At 71.8% G+C, this 17,206-nt stretch carries 17 protein-coding genes; 8 read left to right on the top strand and 9 right to left on the bottom strand.

Annotation, left to right across the window (positions count from 1 at the left end; translation table 11 throughout):
- Positions 1 to 127: 127 nt before the first annotated feature.
- From P8S73_RS05655 to malQ, 5 genes are all read right to left on the bottom strand, one after another.
- On the bottom strand, positions 128 to 412 hold the full coding sequence (locus P8S73_RS05655; RefSeq protein WP_019309967.1) for an HU family DNA-binding protein: 285 nt from the start codon (positions 410 to 412) through the stop codon (positions 128 to 130).
- Positions 413 to 486: 74 nt separating this feature from the next.
- Positions 487 to 792 (bottom strand): 30S ribosomal protein S14, encoded by a 306-nt coding sequence (gene rpsN, locus P8S73_RS05660; protein ID WP_012397436.1) that lies wholly within the window; start codon positions 790 to 792, stop codon positions 487 to 489.
- 4 nt (positions 793 to 796) lie between these two features.
- Positions 797 to 964, bottom strand: coding sequence for a 50S ribosomal protein L33 (rpmG, locus tag P8S73_RS05665; protein ID WP_012397435.1), 168 nt, complete (start codon positions 962 to 964; stop codon positions 797 to 799).
- Position 965: 1 nt separating this feature from the next.
- Positions 966 to 1,202 (bottom strand): 50S ribosomal protein L28, encoded by a 237-nt coding sequence (gene rpmB, locus P8S73_RS05670; protein ID WP_012397434.1) that lies wholly within the window; start codon positions 1,200 to 1,202, stop codon positions 966 to 968.
- A gap of 486 nt (positions 1,203 to 1,688) precedes the next feature.
- Positions 1,689 to 3,920, bottom strand: coding sequence for a 4-alpha-glucanotransferase (malQ, locus tag P8S73_RS05675; protein ID WP_135010734.1), 2,232 nt, complete (start codon positions 3,918 to 3,920; stop codon positions 1,689 to 1,691).
- Between the two features lie 103 nt (positions 3,921 to 4,023).
- Between malQ and P8S73_RS05680 the strand changes: the two genes are divergently transcribed.
- Complete coding sequence (locus P8S73_RS05680) at positions 4,024 to 4,725, top strand: HAD family phosphatase (protein ID WP_070636971.1); 702 nt, start codon at positions 4,024 to 4,026, stop codon at positions 4,723 to 4,725.
- 51 nt (positions 4,726 to 4,776) lie between these two features.
- On the opposite strand, the gene P8S73_RS05685 is transcribed toward P8S73_RS05680, so the two are convergent.
- Both P8S73_RS05685 and P8S73_RS05690 read right to left on the bottom strand, forming a co-directional pair.
- Complete coding sequence (locus tag P8S73_RS05685; RefSeq protein WP_019309964.1) at positions 4,777 to 5,622, bottom strand: CoA ester lyase; 846 nt, start codon at positions 5,620 to 5,622, stop codon at positions 4,777 to 4,779.
- 363 nt (positions 5,623 to 5,985) lie between these two features.
- Entirely contained in the window at positions 5,986 to 7,062 is a 1,077-nt protein-coding gene (locus tag P8S73_RS05690) for a glutathione S-transferase family protein (RefSeq protein ID WP_191551005.1), read from the bottom strand.
- A 157-nt stretch (positions 7,063 to 7,219) separates the two neighbouring features.
- Between P8S73_RS05690 and P8S73_RS05695 the strand changes: the two genes are divergently transcribed.
- On the top strand, positions 7,220 to 8,038 hold the full coding sequence (locus tag P8S73_RS05695) for a hypothetical protein (protein ID WP_396350552.1): 819 nt from the start codon (positions 7,220 to 7,222) through the stop codon (positions 8,036 to 8,038).
- Between the two features lie 49 nt (positions 8,039 to 8,087).
- The gene (locus P8S73_RS05700) at positions 8,088 to 8,573 is read left to right on the top strand and encodes a MarR family winged helix-turn-helix transcriptional regulator (protein ID WP_070636974.1); all 486 of its coding nucleotides are present in this window, start codon (positions 8,088 to 8,090) and stop codon (positions 8,571 to 8,573) included.
- Positions 8,574 to 9,087: 514 nt separating this feature from the next.
- Here P8S73_RS05700 and P8S73_RS05705 read toward each other — a convergent pair.
- Together P8S73_RS05705 and P8S73_RS05710 are read right to left on the bottom strand one after the other, a co-directional pair.
- On the bottom strand, positions 9,088 to 9,999 hold the full coding sequence (locus P8S73_RS05705; RefSeq protein WP_019309960.1) for a LysR family transcriptional regulator: 912 nt from the start codon (positions 9,997 to 9,999) through the stop codon (positions 9,088 to 9,090).
- Between the two features lie 134 nt (positions 10,000 to 10,133).
- The gene (locus tag P8S73_RS05710; RefSeq protein WP_019309959.1) at positions 10,134 to 11,843 is read right to left on the bottom strand and encodes a long-chain-fatty-acid--CoA ligase; all 1,710 of its coding nucleotides are present in this window, start codon (positions 11,841 to 11,843) and stop codon (positions 10,134 to 10,136) included.
- A 127-nt stretch (positions 11,844 to 11,970) separates the two neighbouring features.
- On the opposite strand from P8S73_RS05710, the gene P8S73_RS05715 reads away from it, so the two are divergent.
- The 5 genes from P8S73_RS05715 to P8S73_RS05735 all read left to right on the top strand — a co-directional run bounded on the left by P8S73_RS05715 (position 11,971) and on the right by P8S73_RS05735 (position 17,045).
- Positions 11,971 to 12,966 (top strand): hypothetical protein, encoded by a 996-nt coding sequence (locus P8S73_RS05715; RefSeq protein ID WP_102613593.1) that lies wholly within the window; start codon positions 11,971 to 11,973, stop codon positions 12,964 to 12,966.
- Between the two features lie 60 nt (positions 12,967 to 13,026).
- The gene (locus P8S73_RS05720) at positions 13,027 to 13,743 is read left to right on the top strand and encodes a response regulator transcription factor (protein WP_029603191.1); all 717 of its coding nucleotides are present in this window, start codon (positions 13,027 to 13,029) and stop codon (positions 13,741 to 13,743) included.
- 67 nt (positions 13,744 to 13,810) lie between these two features.
- Positions 13,811 to 15,070: a sensor histidine kinase gene (locus P8S73_RS05725; RefSeq protein WP_102613592.1), complete on the top strand. Its 1,260-nt coding sequence runs from the start codon at positions 13,811 to 13,813 to the stop codon at positions 15,068 to 15,070.
- Positions 15,067 to 16,092: a hypothetical protein gene (locus P8S73_RS05730; RefSeq protein ID WP_019309955.1), complete on the top strand. Its 1,026-nt coding sequence runs from the start codon at positions 15,067 to 15,069 to the stop codon at positions 16,090 to 16,092. Before P8S73_RS05725 ends, P8S73_RS05730 begins: the two co-directional genes overlap by 4 nt.
- Positions 16,093 to 16,502: 410 nt before the next feature.
- A complete protein-coding gene (locus tag P8S73_RS05735; RefSeq protein WP_019309954.1) occupies positions 16,503 to 17,045 on the top strand; it encodes a DNA-3-methyladenine glycosylase I in 543 nt (180 codons plus the stop codon).
- The last annotated feature ends 161 nt before the right edge of the window (positions 17,046 to 17,206 follow it).

A 17,206-nucleotide genomic window follows, 5' to 3' on the forward strand; every position in this document is an offset into this window, starting at 1 on the left:
CTCCCATTATGCGCCACCGGGGGCCTGAGTTCGACCACCCGGGGACACGCAGAGGGACCGCTCACGCGCAGTGCGTGAGCGGTCCCTCGAACGGTTGCGGGTAGCTGCGACCCGCTTCCGCGCTACCTCACTTGGAGGAGACAGCAGCCTTGAGCTTGGAGCCCGCGGTGAGCTTCACACCGTGGCCGGCCGGGATCTGGATGGCCTCTCCGGTCTGCGGGTTGCGGCCCTGGCGAGCGGCACGGTCGGTGCGCTCCACGGCCATCCACCCGGGGATGGTGATCTTCTCGCCCTTGGAGACGGAGCTCTCGAAGACCTCGAAGAGGGCATCCAGCACGCCGTTGACGGCGGCCTGGGTGTTGCCGGACTTCTCGGCAACCTCGGCGACGAGTTCGCTGCGGTTCATAGCCATGTGCTTGTCCTCCTGGACTTGGTGGGCGTTCTCTGGGGAAGGCGCGACCGGGGGGTCGGCTTCCGGTGCAGAAATTACCAGCTGGACTTGTAGATGCCGGGCAACTCGCCGCGGTGAGCCATGTCGCGGAAGCGCACGCGGGAGATCCCGAAGCGCTGGAAGGTGCCGCGGGGGCGGCCGTCGATCTGGTCGCGGTTGCGCACGCGGATCGGGGAGGCGTCACGGGGGAGCTTCTGCAGACCCAGGCGGGCCTCCTCGCGGGCCTCGGGGGACGCGTTCTCGTCCACGAGGGTCTTCTTCAGCTCAGCGCGCTTGGCCGCATAGCGCTCGACGATGACCTTGCGCTGCTCGTTCTTGGCGATCTTGGACTTCTTGGCCATGGATTCAGCGCTCCTCGCGGAAATCGACGTGCTTGCGGACCACCGGGTCGTACTTCTTCATGACGAGGCGGTCGGGGTTGTTGCGGCGGTTCTTACGGGTGACGTAGGTGAACCCGGTACCGGCCGTGGACTTCAGCTTGATGATGGGACGTACGTCCTTGTCCTTGGCCATCTCAGATCTTCTCCCCACGTGCGATGAGCTCGTTGACCACGGCATCGATGCCGCGGGCGTCGATGACCTTGATGCCCTTGGCGCTCAGGTTGAGCGTGACGTTGCGACGCAACGAGGGCACCCAGTAGCGCTTCTTCTGGATGTTCGGGTTCCACCGGCGCTTGGTGCGGCGGTGCGAGTGCGAGATGCTGTGGCCAAAGCCCGGCTGGGCCCCGGTCACCTGGCAGTGCGCTGCCATAGTGTTCTCCTCCAATGTCCAATGTCGACGAAATGACGGCACGCATGGTGGCCGCCGAGCGGTGCTCCGCCGGCAGCCGTGGCCACGAGTGATCCGCCACCTCAAGAAAATGCCACCGTTCGCGCGCCGGGCGTGATGGGTCTCTGCCCCGCGGCAGTACCGGTCAGGGCACTCGCTACGACGAAGACGGTGAAGATCAAGGCGCCGGTAGATGGACTCCACCACACGACAGCCTTAGATTCTAGGCTTCTGCGGGCTCTCTCGCAAACGCGGAACGCAGAACGGTGCGATTGAGCGCCCCTCGATCGTAGCCGGTGCCCCGCCCTCGGCCAATTCGACGGCGAAAAGGCACCCGGGGCGGCGGACCGTCCATGACCCGACCCACCGCCCCGCGTGTTTCCTGCGATCCCATCCCCTCACCCAGGAGATTAGGTAAGACCAGTGTTACCTAATTGCCCGTCGGAGGCAACCCTGCGGCGCACCGGCTCAGGAGGCGCCCCTGAACGGGTCCGCCTGGTCCCGGCGCTCGGGCTGCACGGGGGCCTTGACGTCCGCGGTGCGCCGGTGGGTGCCGAGTGCTGCGTTGACCACGTCCACGAGGGAGTTGACCCGGTCCAGCTGCGGCAGGGAGCCCAGCATCACCGGCCGTCCCTCGGCGTCCGCGAGGGGCACCCGCCAGTTGGGGTACTCGTCGCTCGTGCCGGGCTGGTTCTGGATCCGCTTCTCCCCCACGGCATCCACGAGGGAGACGTTGAGCAGCAGCGAGGGCGCATCGCACAGGTAGCGGTACAGCGCCTCGATCCTGCGCCGGTCCTCCGCTTCCTTCCCCTCGGGGAGGTAGCCCGCGTCCGCGACGGCGGCGAAGAACGTGTCCAGCTGCTCGCGGGCCTCCTGCCGCTCCTCCTCCGGGGACCGTGCGAGCAGCCCGAGGTCCTCCCGCAGCTGCAGCTGGACCCCCTCCAGGTAGCCCGGCGTGGGTGGCAGGTCGTGGGTGTTGACCGAGGCCATGCACAGCTCGCGGTAGCGGGACGGGTCCAGCGGCACGTCCCCGTCCATCTCGAACCACAGGATGGACGTGCCCAGCACGCCCTTGCTCCCGAGGTACTCCCGCACGCTGTCCTCCACGGTGCCGAGGTCCTCGCCCACGACCACCACGCCGGCGAGCTCGGCCTCCAGAGCCAGCACCCCCACCATGGCCTCGTGGTCGTAGTAGACGTATGTGCCGTCGGAGGCATTGTTGCCCTCGGGGATCCACCACAGCCGGAACAGGCCCGCCACGTGGTCGATCCGCACGCCTCCCGCGTGCCGGAAGATGGTGCGCATCATCTGCCGCCAGGGACGGTAGCCGAGCTCCGCGAGCTTCTCGGGATCCCACGGGGGCTGGCTCCAGTCCTGACCCAGCTGGTTGTACATGTCCGCGGGGGCACCCACACTCACCCCGGGCGCCATGGCGTCCTGAAGGGCCCACGCGTCCGCACCGTGCTTGTGCACGCCCACCGCGAGATCGTGCACCACACCGATGTCCATCCCCGCCCGGTGGGCCGCACGCTGGGCGGCCTCGAGCTGCTCGTCCAGCAGCCACTGCATCCACACGTGGAAGTTGATGCGGTGACGCAGCCGAGTGCGAGCTTCCTGCGCGTAGGGGGACTCGGGGGAGCGCGCCTCGTCCCGCCACAGCGGGGAGTCCTCCCCCAGCTCCTCGCGCAGGGCGCACCACAGGGCGAAGTCCTGCAGCGGCTGCCCGGCCTGAGCCACGAACGCCTCGAGCTGCTGCTGGCGGTACGGCGAGCGCCGCACGGTGTAGAGCAGTTCCAGGGCCTTGAGCTTGGCCGCGTACGCGGCGTCGCGGTCGATCGTGGAGGGGTCCAGCACGGCCTTGCGCTGGATGGCGGCCAGACGGTCCACCACCTCGCGGTCCGCGGGGCGCAGGTACGGGAACTCGGCCACGTCCGCCACCCGCAGGTAGAGGGGGTTGAAGAACCGTCGGCTCGAGGGCAGGTACGGGGAAGGCTCCACGGGCGGCTCCGGCTCCGCGGCGTGCAGCGGGTTGATGAGCACGTAGTCCGCGCCCTGCACACCGCTGATGGCCGCGAGGGAGGCCAGGTCCGAGAGGTCCCCCACGCCCCACGAGCGTGAGGACATCACCGAGTAGAGCTGCGCCATGTACCCCCAGCGGCGGCGCCCGCGCAGCCGGTCGGTGGTGCTCAACCGGCGCGGTGTCACCGCCACGTCCACGGCACTCTGCTCGCCCGAGTCCGTCACGGCCTCCAGGCGGTACCAGCCGAGGGGCAGCTCCCGGGGCAGCTCGTACTGCGTCCGCCGCCGCGTGAGGCCGTCCACCTCGCGTGTCTCGGCCTCCACCCCGGGAGCGGGGTGCAGCTCCCGGACCTGCTCCGGCTCGCCCTCGGGCCACACCCGCACGCGCACCGGATCGCCCTGGGCCGTGGTCACGGCCACGCGCGCGCCCTGCTCCTCCTCCGCGATCACCACGGGGGGCAGCAGTCGGCGCCACGGTGCCAGCTCGCGCTCGCGCAGGGTGCGCGCGGCGGCGTCGTCGTCCGTGACGTCCGCGCCCAGCGCGGTGAGCACACTGCGCAGCGTCTGCTCCGGAACGGTGACGGTGTCCCCCTCGAACCCCCGGTACTCGGTGGCCACACCGTACTCGGCGGCCAGTCGCTGCACCGTGCTCACCCCTGATTTGCCTGCGTCGTCAGCCATGCTCCCACTCTAGTCAGCCGACTGAGCCCACCCGCCCGGTCGACGACGCCGCCCCGCCTCCCCCGCGGCCGGCGGCACCCCGGGGGCGTGGTTGACTGGGGTCATGCAACCGACCCTGCCCGGCCCCGACCCGTCATGGCGTCCGCGCGCCGTCGTCTTCGACTGCGACGGTGTGCTCATGGACACCGAGCGTGCCTGGGCGCGCGTGCAGCACCGGGTGGCCGAGCAGGTGGGCGTGACGATCGACGAGCGCACCGAGGCCGGCCTCATGGGCCTGTCCGCGCGTGACATCGCCACCTTCATCGCCGCGCGCGCCCGGGAGGCCGCCGGCGCGTCCGCTCCCGGCGAGGACGAGATCCACGACCGGCTCGTGGGCACCGAGGCGGACGTCGTCGGGGCGTCGATGGACCCGCTGCCCGGAGCGGTGGAGACGGTGCGCGCCGCGGCACGCCACGTCCCGGTGGCGGTGGCCAGCAACTCCACGCGCGCGATCCTGGACCGCAAGATGCACGCGGTGGGGCTCGCGGACGTCCTGCAGACCTGGGTCAGCGCCGAGGACGTCCCGCGCGGCAAGCCCGCACCGGACATCTACGAGGAGGCGGTGTGCCGCCTGGGAGTCGACGCCGCGGACAGCCTGGCCGTGGAGGACTCCCCCGCCGGGGCCACGGCGGCCCGGACCGCGGGCCTGTGGGTTCTGGGGGCACCGCTCGGGCACAGCGAGCCGATGGCCACGCACTTCCTGGTGGGGTCCCTCGGGGACCCCACACTGCAGCCGATGCTGCGCGCCTGGGGCCTGGCCGACTGAGCACCGCGGGACCCTCGGGGTGCCACCCCGGCTCCGGGCCCCGCGCGGTGCTCAGCTGTTCCAGAGGCCGTAGGTCTCCGCGAGCTCCGACACCTTCTTGGCGCGTGCCAGGCGGGGGAGGTAGGAACCGTCCGCTCCCCCGTGTCCCGAGTTCGCCTGCTCGATCATCTCCCGCGCCCACCGGATCTCCTGGTCGCTCGGCGCCAGCGCGTGGTTGATCGCGTCGGTCTGGGCCGGGTCCAAGCACAGCTTGCCGGTCATGCCCATGGACTGGGTGACCTTGCACGCTGCCTCGAGCTCGTCCCCGGACACACCGTTGCTCGGCCCGTCGATGGGCCCCGGCAGCTCCCCCACGCGGGACGCCGTGACCAGGGTGGAGCGCGCGAACGCGAGGGCCATGGGATCCCCCGAGGCGCCGGTGTCCTTGCGGAAGTCCCCCACGCCGAAGGCCAGACGGAACACCCCGGGAGCCCGGGCGATGTCGTAGGCGTTCATGAGACCCACGGCGGACTCGATGAGCGCGACCACGGGGGTGCCCGCGCGGCTCATCATGGCGGTCTTGGTGATGTGGTCCGGGTGCTCCGTCTTGGCCAGCACGATGCCCCGCAGGTTGGGGACCTCGGTCAGCGCCGCCAGGTCCTTCTCCCAGTGCGGGGTGGTGATGTCGTTGATGCGCACCCACGCGGACACGCCGTCCTGCATGGCGGCGACCATCTCCCCGCGAGCGCGGTCCTTGTCCTCCTCCGGGACGGCGTCCTCGATGTCCAGGACCACGGAGTCCGCCTCCGAGGCCATGGCGGGGGCGAACAGAGAGGTGTCCGCCGCTGAGGTGAGCAGCCACGTGCGGGAGAGCCGTGCGGGAAGTGCTGCTGCGCGCTGGTTGCGGTACGGGGCCATGGATCTCCTCGATCGGGTGCGTGAACGGTGGACGCCGGTGGCGGCGCCGGGGTGGTTGGTGCTCTGCGCGGCCGGGGACCGCCCGGCCCGGGCGGGGACACAGCGCGCACAAGCCGCCTCAGGGGTGGTGGTGTGCGGAAGTGCCGCGGGGATCAGGCGCGGAGCACCCGCTCAACCCTAGTGGCCCCGCGCGGGGCCGGTCCCGAGGGGTGGGCACAAAAGGCCCCGCCCGGGATTTGTGCGGTTCCCACCACCGCACGCCGCGCCGGATCAGCCCAGCAACAGCTCAACGCCCTGCCCGCTCAACCCACCGTCCGCTCAGCCCCCGCCCGCTCAGCCAGGACCGGCTCAGCCCAGCGCTGCTCAGGAGGCCAGAGGGGTGTGCTCCGGGGCCACCCGCTCCTCGGCGCGCACCGGGCCGGGGGCCGTGGCGCCGGGCGCGAACGGCGAGCCGCCGAGCGCCTCCCGGCCGTGCGGCGTCGTCCAGGGGGAGAGATCGGGGCCGAGCGGCACGATGCCCGAGGGGTTGATGTCCCGGTGCACCACGAAGTAGTGCTCCTTGATCTGCTGGAAGTCCACCGTGTCCCCGAAGCCGGGGGTCTGGAAGAGGTCCCGGGCGTAGCCCCACAGGTTGGGCATTTCGGTGAGCTTGTTGCGGGAGGCCTTGAAGTGGCCCACGTAGACGGGGTCGAAGCGCACCAGGGTGGTGAACAGCCGCACGTCCGCCTCGGTGATGTGCTCCCCCATGAGGTAACGCCGCGTGCCCAGCCGGTCCTCCACCCAGTCGAGGGCGGTCCACAGCCGCTCGTACGCGGCGTCGTAGGCCTGCTGGGAACCGGCGAAGCCGCAGCGGTACACGCCGTTGTTGATCTCGGTGTAGACGCGCTTCATCACCCGTCGCATCTCGGGAACCAGCTCGGCGGGCCACAGGTCCGGGGCACCCTCGCGGTGGAACGCGGTCCACTCGGTGGCGAAGTCCTCGGTGATCTGTGGGAAGTCGTTGGTGACCACCTGCCCCGTGGGGACGTCCACGATCGCGGGCACCGTGATGCCGCGCGGGTAGTCCGGGAACCGCGCGAGGTAGTTCTGCTGCAGCCGCTGCGTGCCGAGCACCGGATCCCGGCCGTCGGGGTCCAGGTCGAAGCGCCAGGACCGGGCGTCGTGCGTGGGTCCGGGCATCCCCACGGAGATCGCGTCCTCCAGGCCCAGCAGCCGGCGCACGATCAGCGTGCGGTTGGCCCACGGGCACGCCCGCGCCGCGACCAGCCGGTACCGCCCGGCCTCGACCGGCCACGCGCGAGCGCCGGGGGCGAGCTCGGCGCTGTCCGGCTCCGTCACGATCCGGTCCTCGATGTACGTGGTGTCCCGCGTGTACTCCTCCCCCGCGTGGACGTAGAGCCCCGCGGTGGAGTGGGTGGTGCTCGTGGTGGGATCCGTCATGGCGTCCTCTTCCGGTGGTGTGACTTGATGATACGTCACGCTTTTTCCGCCCCCTGGCCCGCGACGGTCCCGGGCCGAGCGGACTACAGTGGCGGTGTCCAGCCCGTTCGCGGCACGGTCCGCACGGCACCGCCGACCACACCTTCGGATCGCCACCATGAACCCCGATCAGCGCCCCCGGGACGAGCACGACTCGCCGGATCCTCGCGCCGTGGACCCGCACGCCCAGAACCCTCGTGCCCGGAACTCCGCCGACCGCCCGCAGTACGGCATCCGCGTGGACCCCGCACAGACGCCACCTCAGGGCCCGGACAGGACGCCCACCAGCGGGACCGCCGCAGCTCGCGGCCCCGCGCACGGTGCGCGGGCGGCGTCGCCCACCGGGTCCGCGCACGACGCCGCCCCGGCCGGCTCCGAGGCCCGCACCACCGCGACCCGCGCCGCCCGGAGGATGGGCCGAGGGCTCTCCTTCACCGTGATCATGCTGGGGCTGCTCGCAGGACTGGCCCTCGTGGCCATGGACCTGTGGTTCGGCTGGGTGCTGGGCGCGATCCTCGTGGTGCTCGGCGTCCTGGGGTACGCGCTCGTGCAGACGCGCGCCCTGCCCGTCTTCCAGGATCCCGGCGAGCCCGAGCGCCGCTCGTGGTCCAAGCTCTGGCTGATCCCCGCCGTCCTGCTCGTCCCCGGCTTCGCGTGCCTGGGGATGGCGTTCGTGGTGCCCTCGTGGCTCGGCCCGTCCGTCCCCGCCGACCTGCTGGACGACTACGTCCTCGCGTTCATCGTGGGAGGGATGACCATGGTCGTGGGCGCCGGGCTGGGTTTCGGGCTCGTGGCGACCGCCCGCTTCACCCGCCCCGACGACGACGACTCGCCCCTGCGCCCCACGGACTACGCCGACCGGCTGCGTGAGCGCGAGCGCGGCACCGGCGGCACCCACTACGATTCGGACTGGATCAAACGCGACCCCCGCGCCTGAGACACCCCCCCTCCCGGCACGGGGTGCCTCCCCGAGGAAGCAGCAGAGCATGGACAGCACATCGAGCAACCGCACCCCACCCTGGCTGAACGCCCGGGAGCAGGAGGTGTGGCGGGCCTTCCTGGAACTGTCCCGCAGCATGGAGCGCGCCGTGGACCGGCAGCTGCAGCGCGACAGCGAGCTGTCCGGCTCCGAGTACGAGGTCCTGGTCCCGCTCTCGGAGTCGGCCACCGGCGAGCTGCCCTCCCGCGAGCTGCTGCGCATGCTCGGCTGGGAGCGCTCGCGGCTGTCCCACATGCTCTCCCGCATGGAGCGCCGCGACATGATCCGACGCTCACCCAGCCCCACCGATGCCCGCGGCCTGGTGGTGGGGATTACCGAGCACGGGCGCAGCTCCATCACCCGCGCGGCCCCCGCCCACATCGCCATGGTCCGGGCCGCCTTCGTGGACCAGCTGACCGAGGACGAGAGCACGGCCCTGCTGAGCATCGCCCACAAGGTGGTTCCCCGTCTGGGGGATCTGAAACTGGCCTGAGGCGCCGCACCGGGCGGGAGGACTCCGCGCCTCACCCGGTGCGGTCCGTTCGGGAAGGAGCCGGAAAGGCCCGTTAACAGGGGACGGGTCCTGCCACTTGGGGGATCGGCAGGACCCGTCGGACATCCCGAATCTGGGGGAGATCGGGACGCCGACCAGCCGGGGGATCATCCGGGTGCGCATTTGGGGGGATGCACCCGGGCCACTTCGGCCGACATCACCACTTTATGCGGCAAGTCCATCCAGACGCAAGTAAACCCGCAAAACAGCGCTGCAACCGGCCTCTGACCTGCACCGTTGCGGAACGTCGCTCGCACCGTCGAGCCACGGAGCAACGACCGCCTCGTCCTTCTCCCCCGTTCCCTGTCCCCCGGGTGAGCCACAGGGTCCGGGTGCTCCGAGGCGCCCCGCCGGGAGCGGAGACGGCCCGGATGAGCCCATCCGGCCCGCGGACACGCTGCGGTGGCCCGCGCAGCTGCCGCCCGGCGGGAGTCAACCGCGCGGCCCGGACCCGTCAGCGCGCCGCAGGGCTCGTGCCCGTGGCTCCCGCGGAGTCAACCCACCCCAGTGCAACATCCAGGAAAGCCCGCAGCCGGGCGGAGCGGTCCTCGTCACGCCAGGCGAGTGCGAGGTCGATCTGCGGGGACCCCTCGAGCTCCGCGTACACGACCCCCCGCAGCTGCAGGGCCCGCACGGACGCGGGAACCAGCGCCACCCCGCCTCCCGCCGCCACGAGTGACAGCATGCTCGCCGTGTCCTGCGCCACCTGCCCGATGCGCAGGGGGAGCCCCGCGGCGAGGAACAGCTCCTGGGCGGCCCGGTGCAGCGGTGACCCGGGCGGGTGCGCAACCACCGGAAGACCCTCCAGGGCGCCCACGCCAACCGACGGCCGCGCGGTCAGCGGTGCGTCGACGGGCAGGGCCACCACGAGGGGCTCACGCCCCACGACGCGGTGGCGGATGCCCGGCGAGGCCACGGGCGGGTGCAGCAGTGCCGCGTCCAGGCTCCCGTCCCGCAGCCCGGACTCCAGCGCCGGTGACGGCAGCTCACCCCGCAGGCTCAGGGTGACGCCGGGCAGCCCCGCCCGCACCGCGCGCGCCAGCTCCGGGACGACGTCGTACGCCGCGGCCCCGGCGAACCCCAGCCGGAGCACACCCGTCGAGGCGTCGCCCTCCCGCCGGACATCGGCCTCGAGCAGCTCGAGGTCGTGGAGGACCCGCCTCCCCCGGTCCAGCAGCTCCTGACCCGCGGGGGTGAGGTCCACCCTGCGCGTGGTGCGGTCCAGGAGTCTGGCACCCAGGTTCTCCTCCAGCTGACGGATCAGCAGGGACAGCGCCGGCTGCGCCATGTGCAGCCGCTCGGCGGCCCGGCCGAAGTGACGTTCCTCGGCCACCGCGACGAAGCAGGTCAGCTGCCGGATCTCCATGTCGGGCCACCTCCTCGGGTCCGGAGCCACGGCCTCCCGGCGGGCCGCCGAGAACGTGCTCCAGCCAGCCCACCCGGGCCGTTCCCCGGATGCGTCACACCGCTGCCGCCCGTGGCACCGGGTGCGCGGTGCGGTCAGGAGTCCAGGAGCTTCTTCTCCAGGATCTCCTCCTTGACGGCCCGTCGCAGGGTCTTGCCGAGCATCGTGCGGGGAAGATCGTCCATGGCGATGATCCGGCGGGGGACCTTGTACCGGGTGACCTTGTCGTAGCAGTGCTGGCGCAGGGCAGCCTCGTCGAGGCTCACCCCGGGTTCCAGCACCACGGCGGCCACCACGGTCTCGTTGCCGTCGTCGTTGGGGATCCCCACCACGGCGGCGTCGGCCACGCTGTCGTGCAGCTTCAGGGCGGTCTCCACCTCGGTGGGGGCCACGTTGAACCCGCCGGTGATGATGACCTCCTTGATGCGGTCCACCACCCGCAGGAAGCCGTCCTGGTCCACGGTGACGATGTCCCCGGAGCGCAGCCAGCCGTCCTCGGTGAAGAGCTTGGCGGTCTCCTCCGGGCGCTTCCAGTAGCCCTGGGTGGTCTGCGGGCCCTTGACCAGCAGCTCGCCCTCGCCATCCAGCGGAACGTCCTCACCCGTCTCCGGGTCCACCATGCGGATGTCGGTGCCGGGGAACGGGATGCCGATCGACCCCGCCCGGCGGTGGTCGTTGAGGGGGTTGCACGCCACCAGGGGTGAGCACTCGGTCAGCCCGTACCCCTCGATCAGCATGCCGCCCGTGGCCTGCTCCCATGTGGCCACCAGGGGCACGGGCAGGCTCATGGCACCGGAAACCGCCACACGGATGCCCGAGATGTCCTTGCCCTGCTCCCGCGCGGCGTCGAGCACCTTCTGGTACACCGGGGGAACCGCCGGCAGCACGGTGGGCATGGACTTCTTCATGGCCTTCAGGATCAGATCCGCACGCACCGTGGGGAACAGCACCAGCTTGGCCCCGAGTGACATGGCGAACGTGAGACCCAGTGTGAGCCCGAAGGCGTGGAACAGGGGAAGCACGCCGTAGACGACCTCGTCCGAGGAGCTGTCCAGCCAGTGCTGCCCCATCAGCGCGTTGGACTCCAGGTTCCGGTGGCTCAGCATCGCGCCCTTGGGCTGGCCCGTGGTGCCGGAGGTGTACTGCAGCAGGGCGATGTCCGTGGCACTCGGGCGGGGGTGGTCCGAGCGCAGGGGCGCGGAGTCCAGGAGGGACTTCCAGGCGATCGTGCCCGGAGCGGCGGCCGTGAGCTCGCGCCGCTGCTCCGCGAGCTTCTTGAGGGGCAGCCGCAGGCCCAGGCGCATGGCCGCGGGCATGGCGGCGGTGATGTCCACGGACACCACGTGCTCCACGGCCAGGTCCTTGGGCATGCTGGTGATCCGCGACGCCACCTTGTCCCACGCGATCACCACGCGGGCACCGTGGTCCTCGAACTGGTGGCGCAGCTCGGGGGTCGTGTAGAGGGGGTTGTGCTCCACCACGATCGCACCGAGCCGCAGCACGGCGTAGAACGCCACGATGTGCTGGGGGCAGTTGGGCAGCACGATCGCCACCCGGTCCCCGGCCTGCACGCCCAGCACCCGCAGCCCCTCGGCCACGCTCTGCACCTGCTCCCCGAGCTGCGCGTAGGTGGTTCCCGCGCCGAAGAACTCGACCGCGGTCTTGGCCCCGTGCCGCGCCACGGACTTCTCGAGCATGTGCACCAGGGAGGTCTCGGGCAGGTCCAGGTCCCGAGGGACCCCGGGGTCGTAGCTCGCCGTCCAGGGTCGGGTCGCCAGGAAGTCACGGGAATTCACGTCAGCCATGACAGCGAGATTACCCGCCCTGCGGCAGGCGCCCCGGCAGGCGGGGCACCGCTCCTGCCGGGCGCCCCGCCCTCGATAGACTTCGGGGGACCCGCCACAGGACTCCCCGCCGAATCGAGGCCCCCGCATGTCCCCCTCCTCCGCCCGCGACCCCTTCGACGACGGCAACGCGCCCTGGACGGGCGGACACGGCTCGGCGCGGCCCGACTCCGCCTCCCAGGACACCCGGCCCCTTCCCCGTCCCGACCACCGGTCCGGTCCCGACGGCCAGCCCGGGTCCGCCGCTGCGCAGGAGGCCCGCACCGCGGCCGTTCCCGCCTCCACGGCGGACGACGCCGCACGGACCCGCCCCCTGCCCAGCGCCCCTCCCACGGGCCGCACCGGCGTGGCCTCCGGGCGTCTGCACCCCCGGGACCAGCACTCCGGCCCGGCCAACCCGGTGGGCGACGACCACCTCACCCACCCCCAGGAGAGGATCTCCGCCGAGGCGTCGTGGGACACGATGCGACCCGCGGTCCGCCCCGGAGGCGCCTCCGCGGCCCCGCGTCTCACGGCGGAGGCCCTGCGCGCCCGGCAGCGTCAGCGTTTCGGGGGTCTGCAGATCGTCCCCGGGCTCATGGGGCTGCTCACGGCGGCGGCGCTGGGTGCGCTGCTGACGGCCCTCGCCATCCTCGCGGGCCCCGCCGTGGGCCTCGACACCGGGCTCAGCGCGGGAGACGCCCTGGCGCGGGCCTGGAACGAGCCGGGGTCCGCGCAGCTGTGGGGCGGCGTCGTCGTCCTGGGTGCGGTCGAGCTGCTGTCGATGCTGGCGGGCGGCTACGTGGCCGGGCGCATGGCCCGGTTCTCGGGAGCCGCGCAGGGGGTGTGCGTGTGGCTGTGGTCGGTCGTCGCCCGGGCCGCGGCCTCCGCCGCCGTGCTGCTGTGGGCGGGACAGGCCGCCGTGGAGGACGGTTCCCGCTGGGTGGCCCAGGAGATGATCGGGGCGAATCCAACCGTGGGTCTTGTGGCGATCGGCGGGCTGCTGGTGCTGGGTCTCGTGGGCGCGGTCCTCGGCGGACTGTGGGGAATGTACTACCACCGCAAAGTGGACGCTTGGAGCATTTCGCATGCAATGAGCCAGTAGACTTCCGTACTGTCGGGGGCCTGGGCTGGGCCTCCACAGGGGAGTACGGAGGAAACATCCATGCCTTCAACACTCGTCGCGATCGTCGACGACCATGAAGTGGTTCGGGAAGGTGTCCGCCTGGTGTCCATGACATCGCTGGCGGACGTCAAGCTGGTGGGGTCCTCGGACTCCGTGACCACGCTGCTGGACCAGTTGGGCCGGGACCCGGAGAATCCCGCCCTCACGGCGCAGGGGGCCAAGCGCATCGAGTGCGACGTCGTCCTGCTGGACCTGTCCCTGGCGGACAAGTCCCGCCCCGCGAGCAACGTGGAGCGGCTGCGCAGCGCGGGCATGAAGGTGCTGATCTTCAGCATCGCCGAGAACGCGGCACTGATCAGGGAGGCCCTGCGCGCCGGCGCACTGGGCCTGGTGCGCAAGTCCGACCCGCTGGAGCACGCCATCGAGGAGGCGCGCGCCATCGCGGACGGCAAGCCGGTGATCACCAAGGAGCTGGCCGCGGCGATCGACGGGGACGTGGAGTTCTCGCGCGCGGCCCTGTCCCCGCGCGAGCGCGAGACCCTGCGGCTGTACGCCTCCGGGTTCGCGCAGGTCCAGGTGGCGCGGCGCATGGGCATCAAGCAGTCCGCGGTGAAGACCAACATCGACAGGATCCGGGAGAAGTACGCCCGCATCGGACGCCCCGCGCCCACCAAGATCGATCTGCGCATCCGCGCCATCGAGGACGGTCTGGTGGATCCGGAGGACGACGTCACCACGGCTGAGAAGAAGCTGTGACGAGCACCCCGGGCACCCCGTGACCCTGCGCGGCAGGAGCTCGGGGAGCAGGGCCCGCTCCTACCGCGTGGTCAGCACCCAGCTGCGGTGGAAGCGGTTCTTCGCCACCACCGCGCCGGGGAAACTGGGGGTCTACACCTACCGTGCCCACTGGCTCGCGATGATCGGGGTGGGGGTCTTCGGGGTGACCCACCTGATCGAGGTGTTGCCCATCTTCGCCCAGCAGCAGTCGCACCTGCACGGCTGGTACAGCATCTTCCTGGCCGCGCTCGGTGTCCTGACGGGTCTCACCCTCTACTACGGGCTGCACCACTCGGTGCGCCCGTGGGTGTTCCGGGCGTACACCGCGGTGGTGGCCGCATCCATCCTGACGCTGCCCCTGGCCTACACCGGGGGCATGCTGCCCCAGAACCCGTGGATCTCGGGGTTCATCATCCTGGCCTCCGGGGCCGCGGCCGTGCTGTGGAGTCCCGCGGCCGCGGTGCTGTACACCGTGGGGATCGAGGCGCTCTACGCCCTGGTCTCCGTCCTGGTCGTCTCCGTGTCCCCCAACGCTGAGTCCTGGGTGGCCGGGGGACTCTCCCGCCTGGTGTTTGCCCTCACGCTCATCATGATCATCACGGTGGGCAAGCGTGGCACCGAGCGCATGGACCGCAACTACGCCGAGGCGCTGTCCGAGACGCTCGCCATGACCCGCAGCCGGTCGGAGACGGAGGACCAGGAACGGATCGACCGTCTGATCCACGACAACGTCATGGCCGCGCTGCTCGACGCCTCCCGCAACCACGGGGTGCTGCCCCGCAGGACCCGCGAGCTCGCCGCGCGGGCCCAGGATGTGCTGGCCGAGGAGTCCAGCCGTGCCTCGGGCGCGCACACCGTGATGGTGCACGACCTCATGGACGAGCTGATGGAGGCCCTGTCCCCGTGGCGGGACCGCGTGCGCTTTACCAACCTGCGGGCGCCCATGCGGCCCGTCGGTGAGCCCCGAGTGTTCGTCCCCGCCTACGTGGCCCACGGGCTCACGCAGGCCGTCACGGAGGCCGTGTCCAACAGCGCACGGCACTCCGGCAGCGCGATCACCACCGTGGCCATGGAGGGCGAGATCTGCGAGGCGAGCCCCATCAATCCCGAGGGCTTCTACCTGCGCTTCACCATCAGCGACAACGGCCGGGGCTTCAACTACCACGACGTGCCGAACCGCAGGCTCGGTGTGCGCGTGTCCATCATGGAGAACGTGGACTCCATCGGCGGGGTGGTCCACCTGGACTCCGCCCCGGGCCGGGGCACCCGGGTGGACCTCGTGTGGCCCAAGGACGTGGTGGCATGAGCGAGGTCACCCGCCCGGTCTTCGCCCACCGCTTCATGGGGCTCCTCGTCCTGGCCACGTTCGGCGCACCGTTCGTGGACGCGCTGCGTCACCTCGAGGACGCGACCTCCAGGTGGGCGATGTTCGTCTCCCTCACGGCGTACGCGGTGTCCGGGCTGATCATCGCCCTGCCGGCGTGGGACGGCCGCCGGTTCCACGTGGTCCCCACCGCGCTGAGCGCCACCCTGTTCCTGGTGGCGGCGCAGCAGGGCTACGCGGCCACTCCACTGACCACGGACGCCGGGCAGTCCCCGTGGTTCCACCTGGGGTTCATCGCGGAGCTGTTCGCCCTGGGCATGCGTCGCAGACCGGGGTGGGCGCTGCTGGTGTGGCTCGGCGTGACGGTCATGTCCGTGCTGCGCTGGCCCGTGGTGAACGGTGTCCCCCTCCCCATCGAGGCCTACCACGTGGTGGGTGTGGCCGTGATGATCGTGACCTGGATGGTGGAGCGGCAGTACAACTTCTTCATGAACCGGCGGGAGGAGACGCAGCGGATCCTCGACGCCGCCCGCAGCGGCGACGAGGCCGAGAAGGACATGCGCCACGCCTCGAGCCGCCGTGTGGACGAGGTGCGCCGCCTCGCCGGCGGTCTCCTGGAGCAGATCGCCCAGGAGTCCACGGTGGTCACCGACTACGACGTGCAGCAGTTCCGCCTCACGGAGGCGCAGCTGCGGGACAGCATCCGTGGCCGCGCGATCGCCACCCCCCACATCCTGGAGCTCACCCGGGCGGCACGTGCTCGCGGGATCACGGTGGACATCCTCGACGAGCGCGGCACCCCGCCGTCCGACGCGGTGCTCTCCGCCACCGCCCGCCAGCTCTCCGAGATCTTCGCCCACGTCCGCTCGGGAGTGGTCACGGTCCGCGCCCTGCCCCCGGGCGATCCCGCCGCCGTGTTCATCGTCCACGACTCCCAGAACCCCGACGACGACCCCCTGGCCGTGGAGATCGAGGACGTCACGGGCGCCGTGTCCACCTTCTGACCGGATGCCGCCGCCTCCTCCGACCGGGCGTCCTCCGGCGGGGCCGGTGATCGACGCCACGCACCGTGCACCGCGCACTTGCCAGGCGGCACCCGTCCTCCGGCTCGCCCGGGCGCGCCCCGCGGCGAGCGCCCTGCACACCCGGGTCCTCAGCCGCAGTCACCATCCCGCACTCCACAGAGCTGCCGCCCCACGGCACCGGGGCCTCACGTGCGTCCTAGCCTCCTGCCATGACGACGACGGCACGTTCCCTCCCCTGCCCGGCGCAGCCACCAGCCCCGGCACCAGATCCCCCGGCTCCCGGGCCGGCGCTGCCCACGTCCGGGACGCTCCCCGCGGCCGGCGGGAGCCATCAGCGCCCCACCGCCAGCCCCCGCGACGCCTTCCGCTCAGTGCTGTGCGGGGACGGTGTGTCCCGCTGCCCCTGGGCGCTCGGCACGGCCGGCGCACTCGCGGACCACGACGACGAGTGGGGGACCCCTCCGAGCACCCCCGCCGAGCACTTCGCCGCCCTCATGCTCGAACTGGTCGACTCGGGGCTGGCCCGGTGGTCGCAGTCCGCACGCCACGGGGCCTGGTACCTGCACATGGCCCACCTGCGCCCGGAGCGCGTGGCTCTGTTCGACGAGGACGACGTCGAGGACCTCCTGGTGACCGCTGACCTGATCCGCAACCGGGCCAAGATCGAGGCGGTGATCCACAACGCGGAGGTGTGCCAGGACTGGGACGTCACCCGGTGGAACGAGCTGCTCACCGAAGCCCAGGTGCCACCGGCGGAGGCACCACCGCAGAACGCGCTGGACCTGCCGGACAGCACCGCCGCGTCCCGCAGGCTGTCCCTCACCCTGCGCTCCCACGGGATCGTGCTGGTGGGTCCGGTGACCGCCCACCGGTGGCTGCAGCGGATCGGGCGGGCGCCCGGTCACGTGGCGGGGTGCTTCCGCGCCACGTGACACGCGCCCGGGACGACCCGTCCGTTCCCCGCTGCGGCGAGGCACTCCGGGCGGTGCCGCGGTTCACGGCGCCCGGCACGACGGAGGGGCGCCCGGCGCGGCGGAGGGGCGCCCGGCGCAGCGAGGGGCACCCGCGTGTGCCGCGGGTGCCCCTCGATGCG

The sequence above is a fragment of the Kocuria sp. ChxB genome (assembly GCF_044359605.1).
Classification (GTDB): Bacteria; Actinomycetota; Actinomycetes; order Actinomycetales; family Micrococcaceae; genus Kocuria; species Kocuria rhizophila.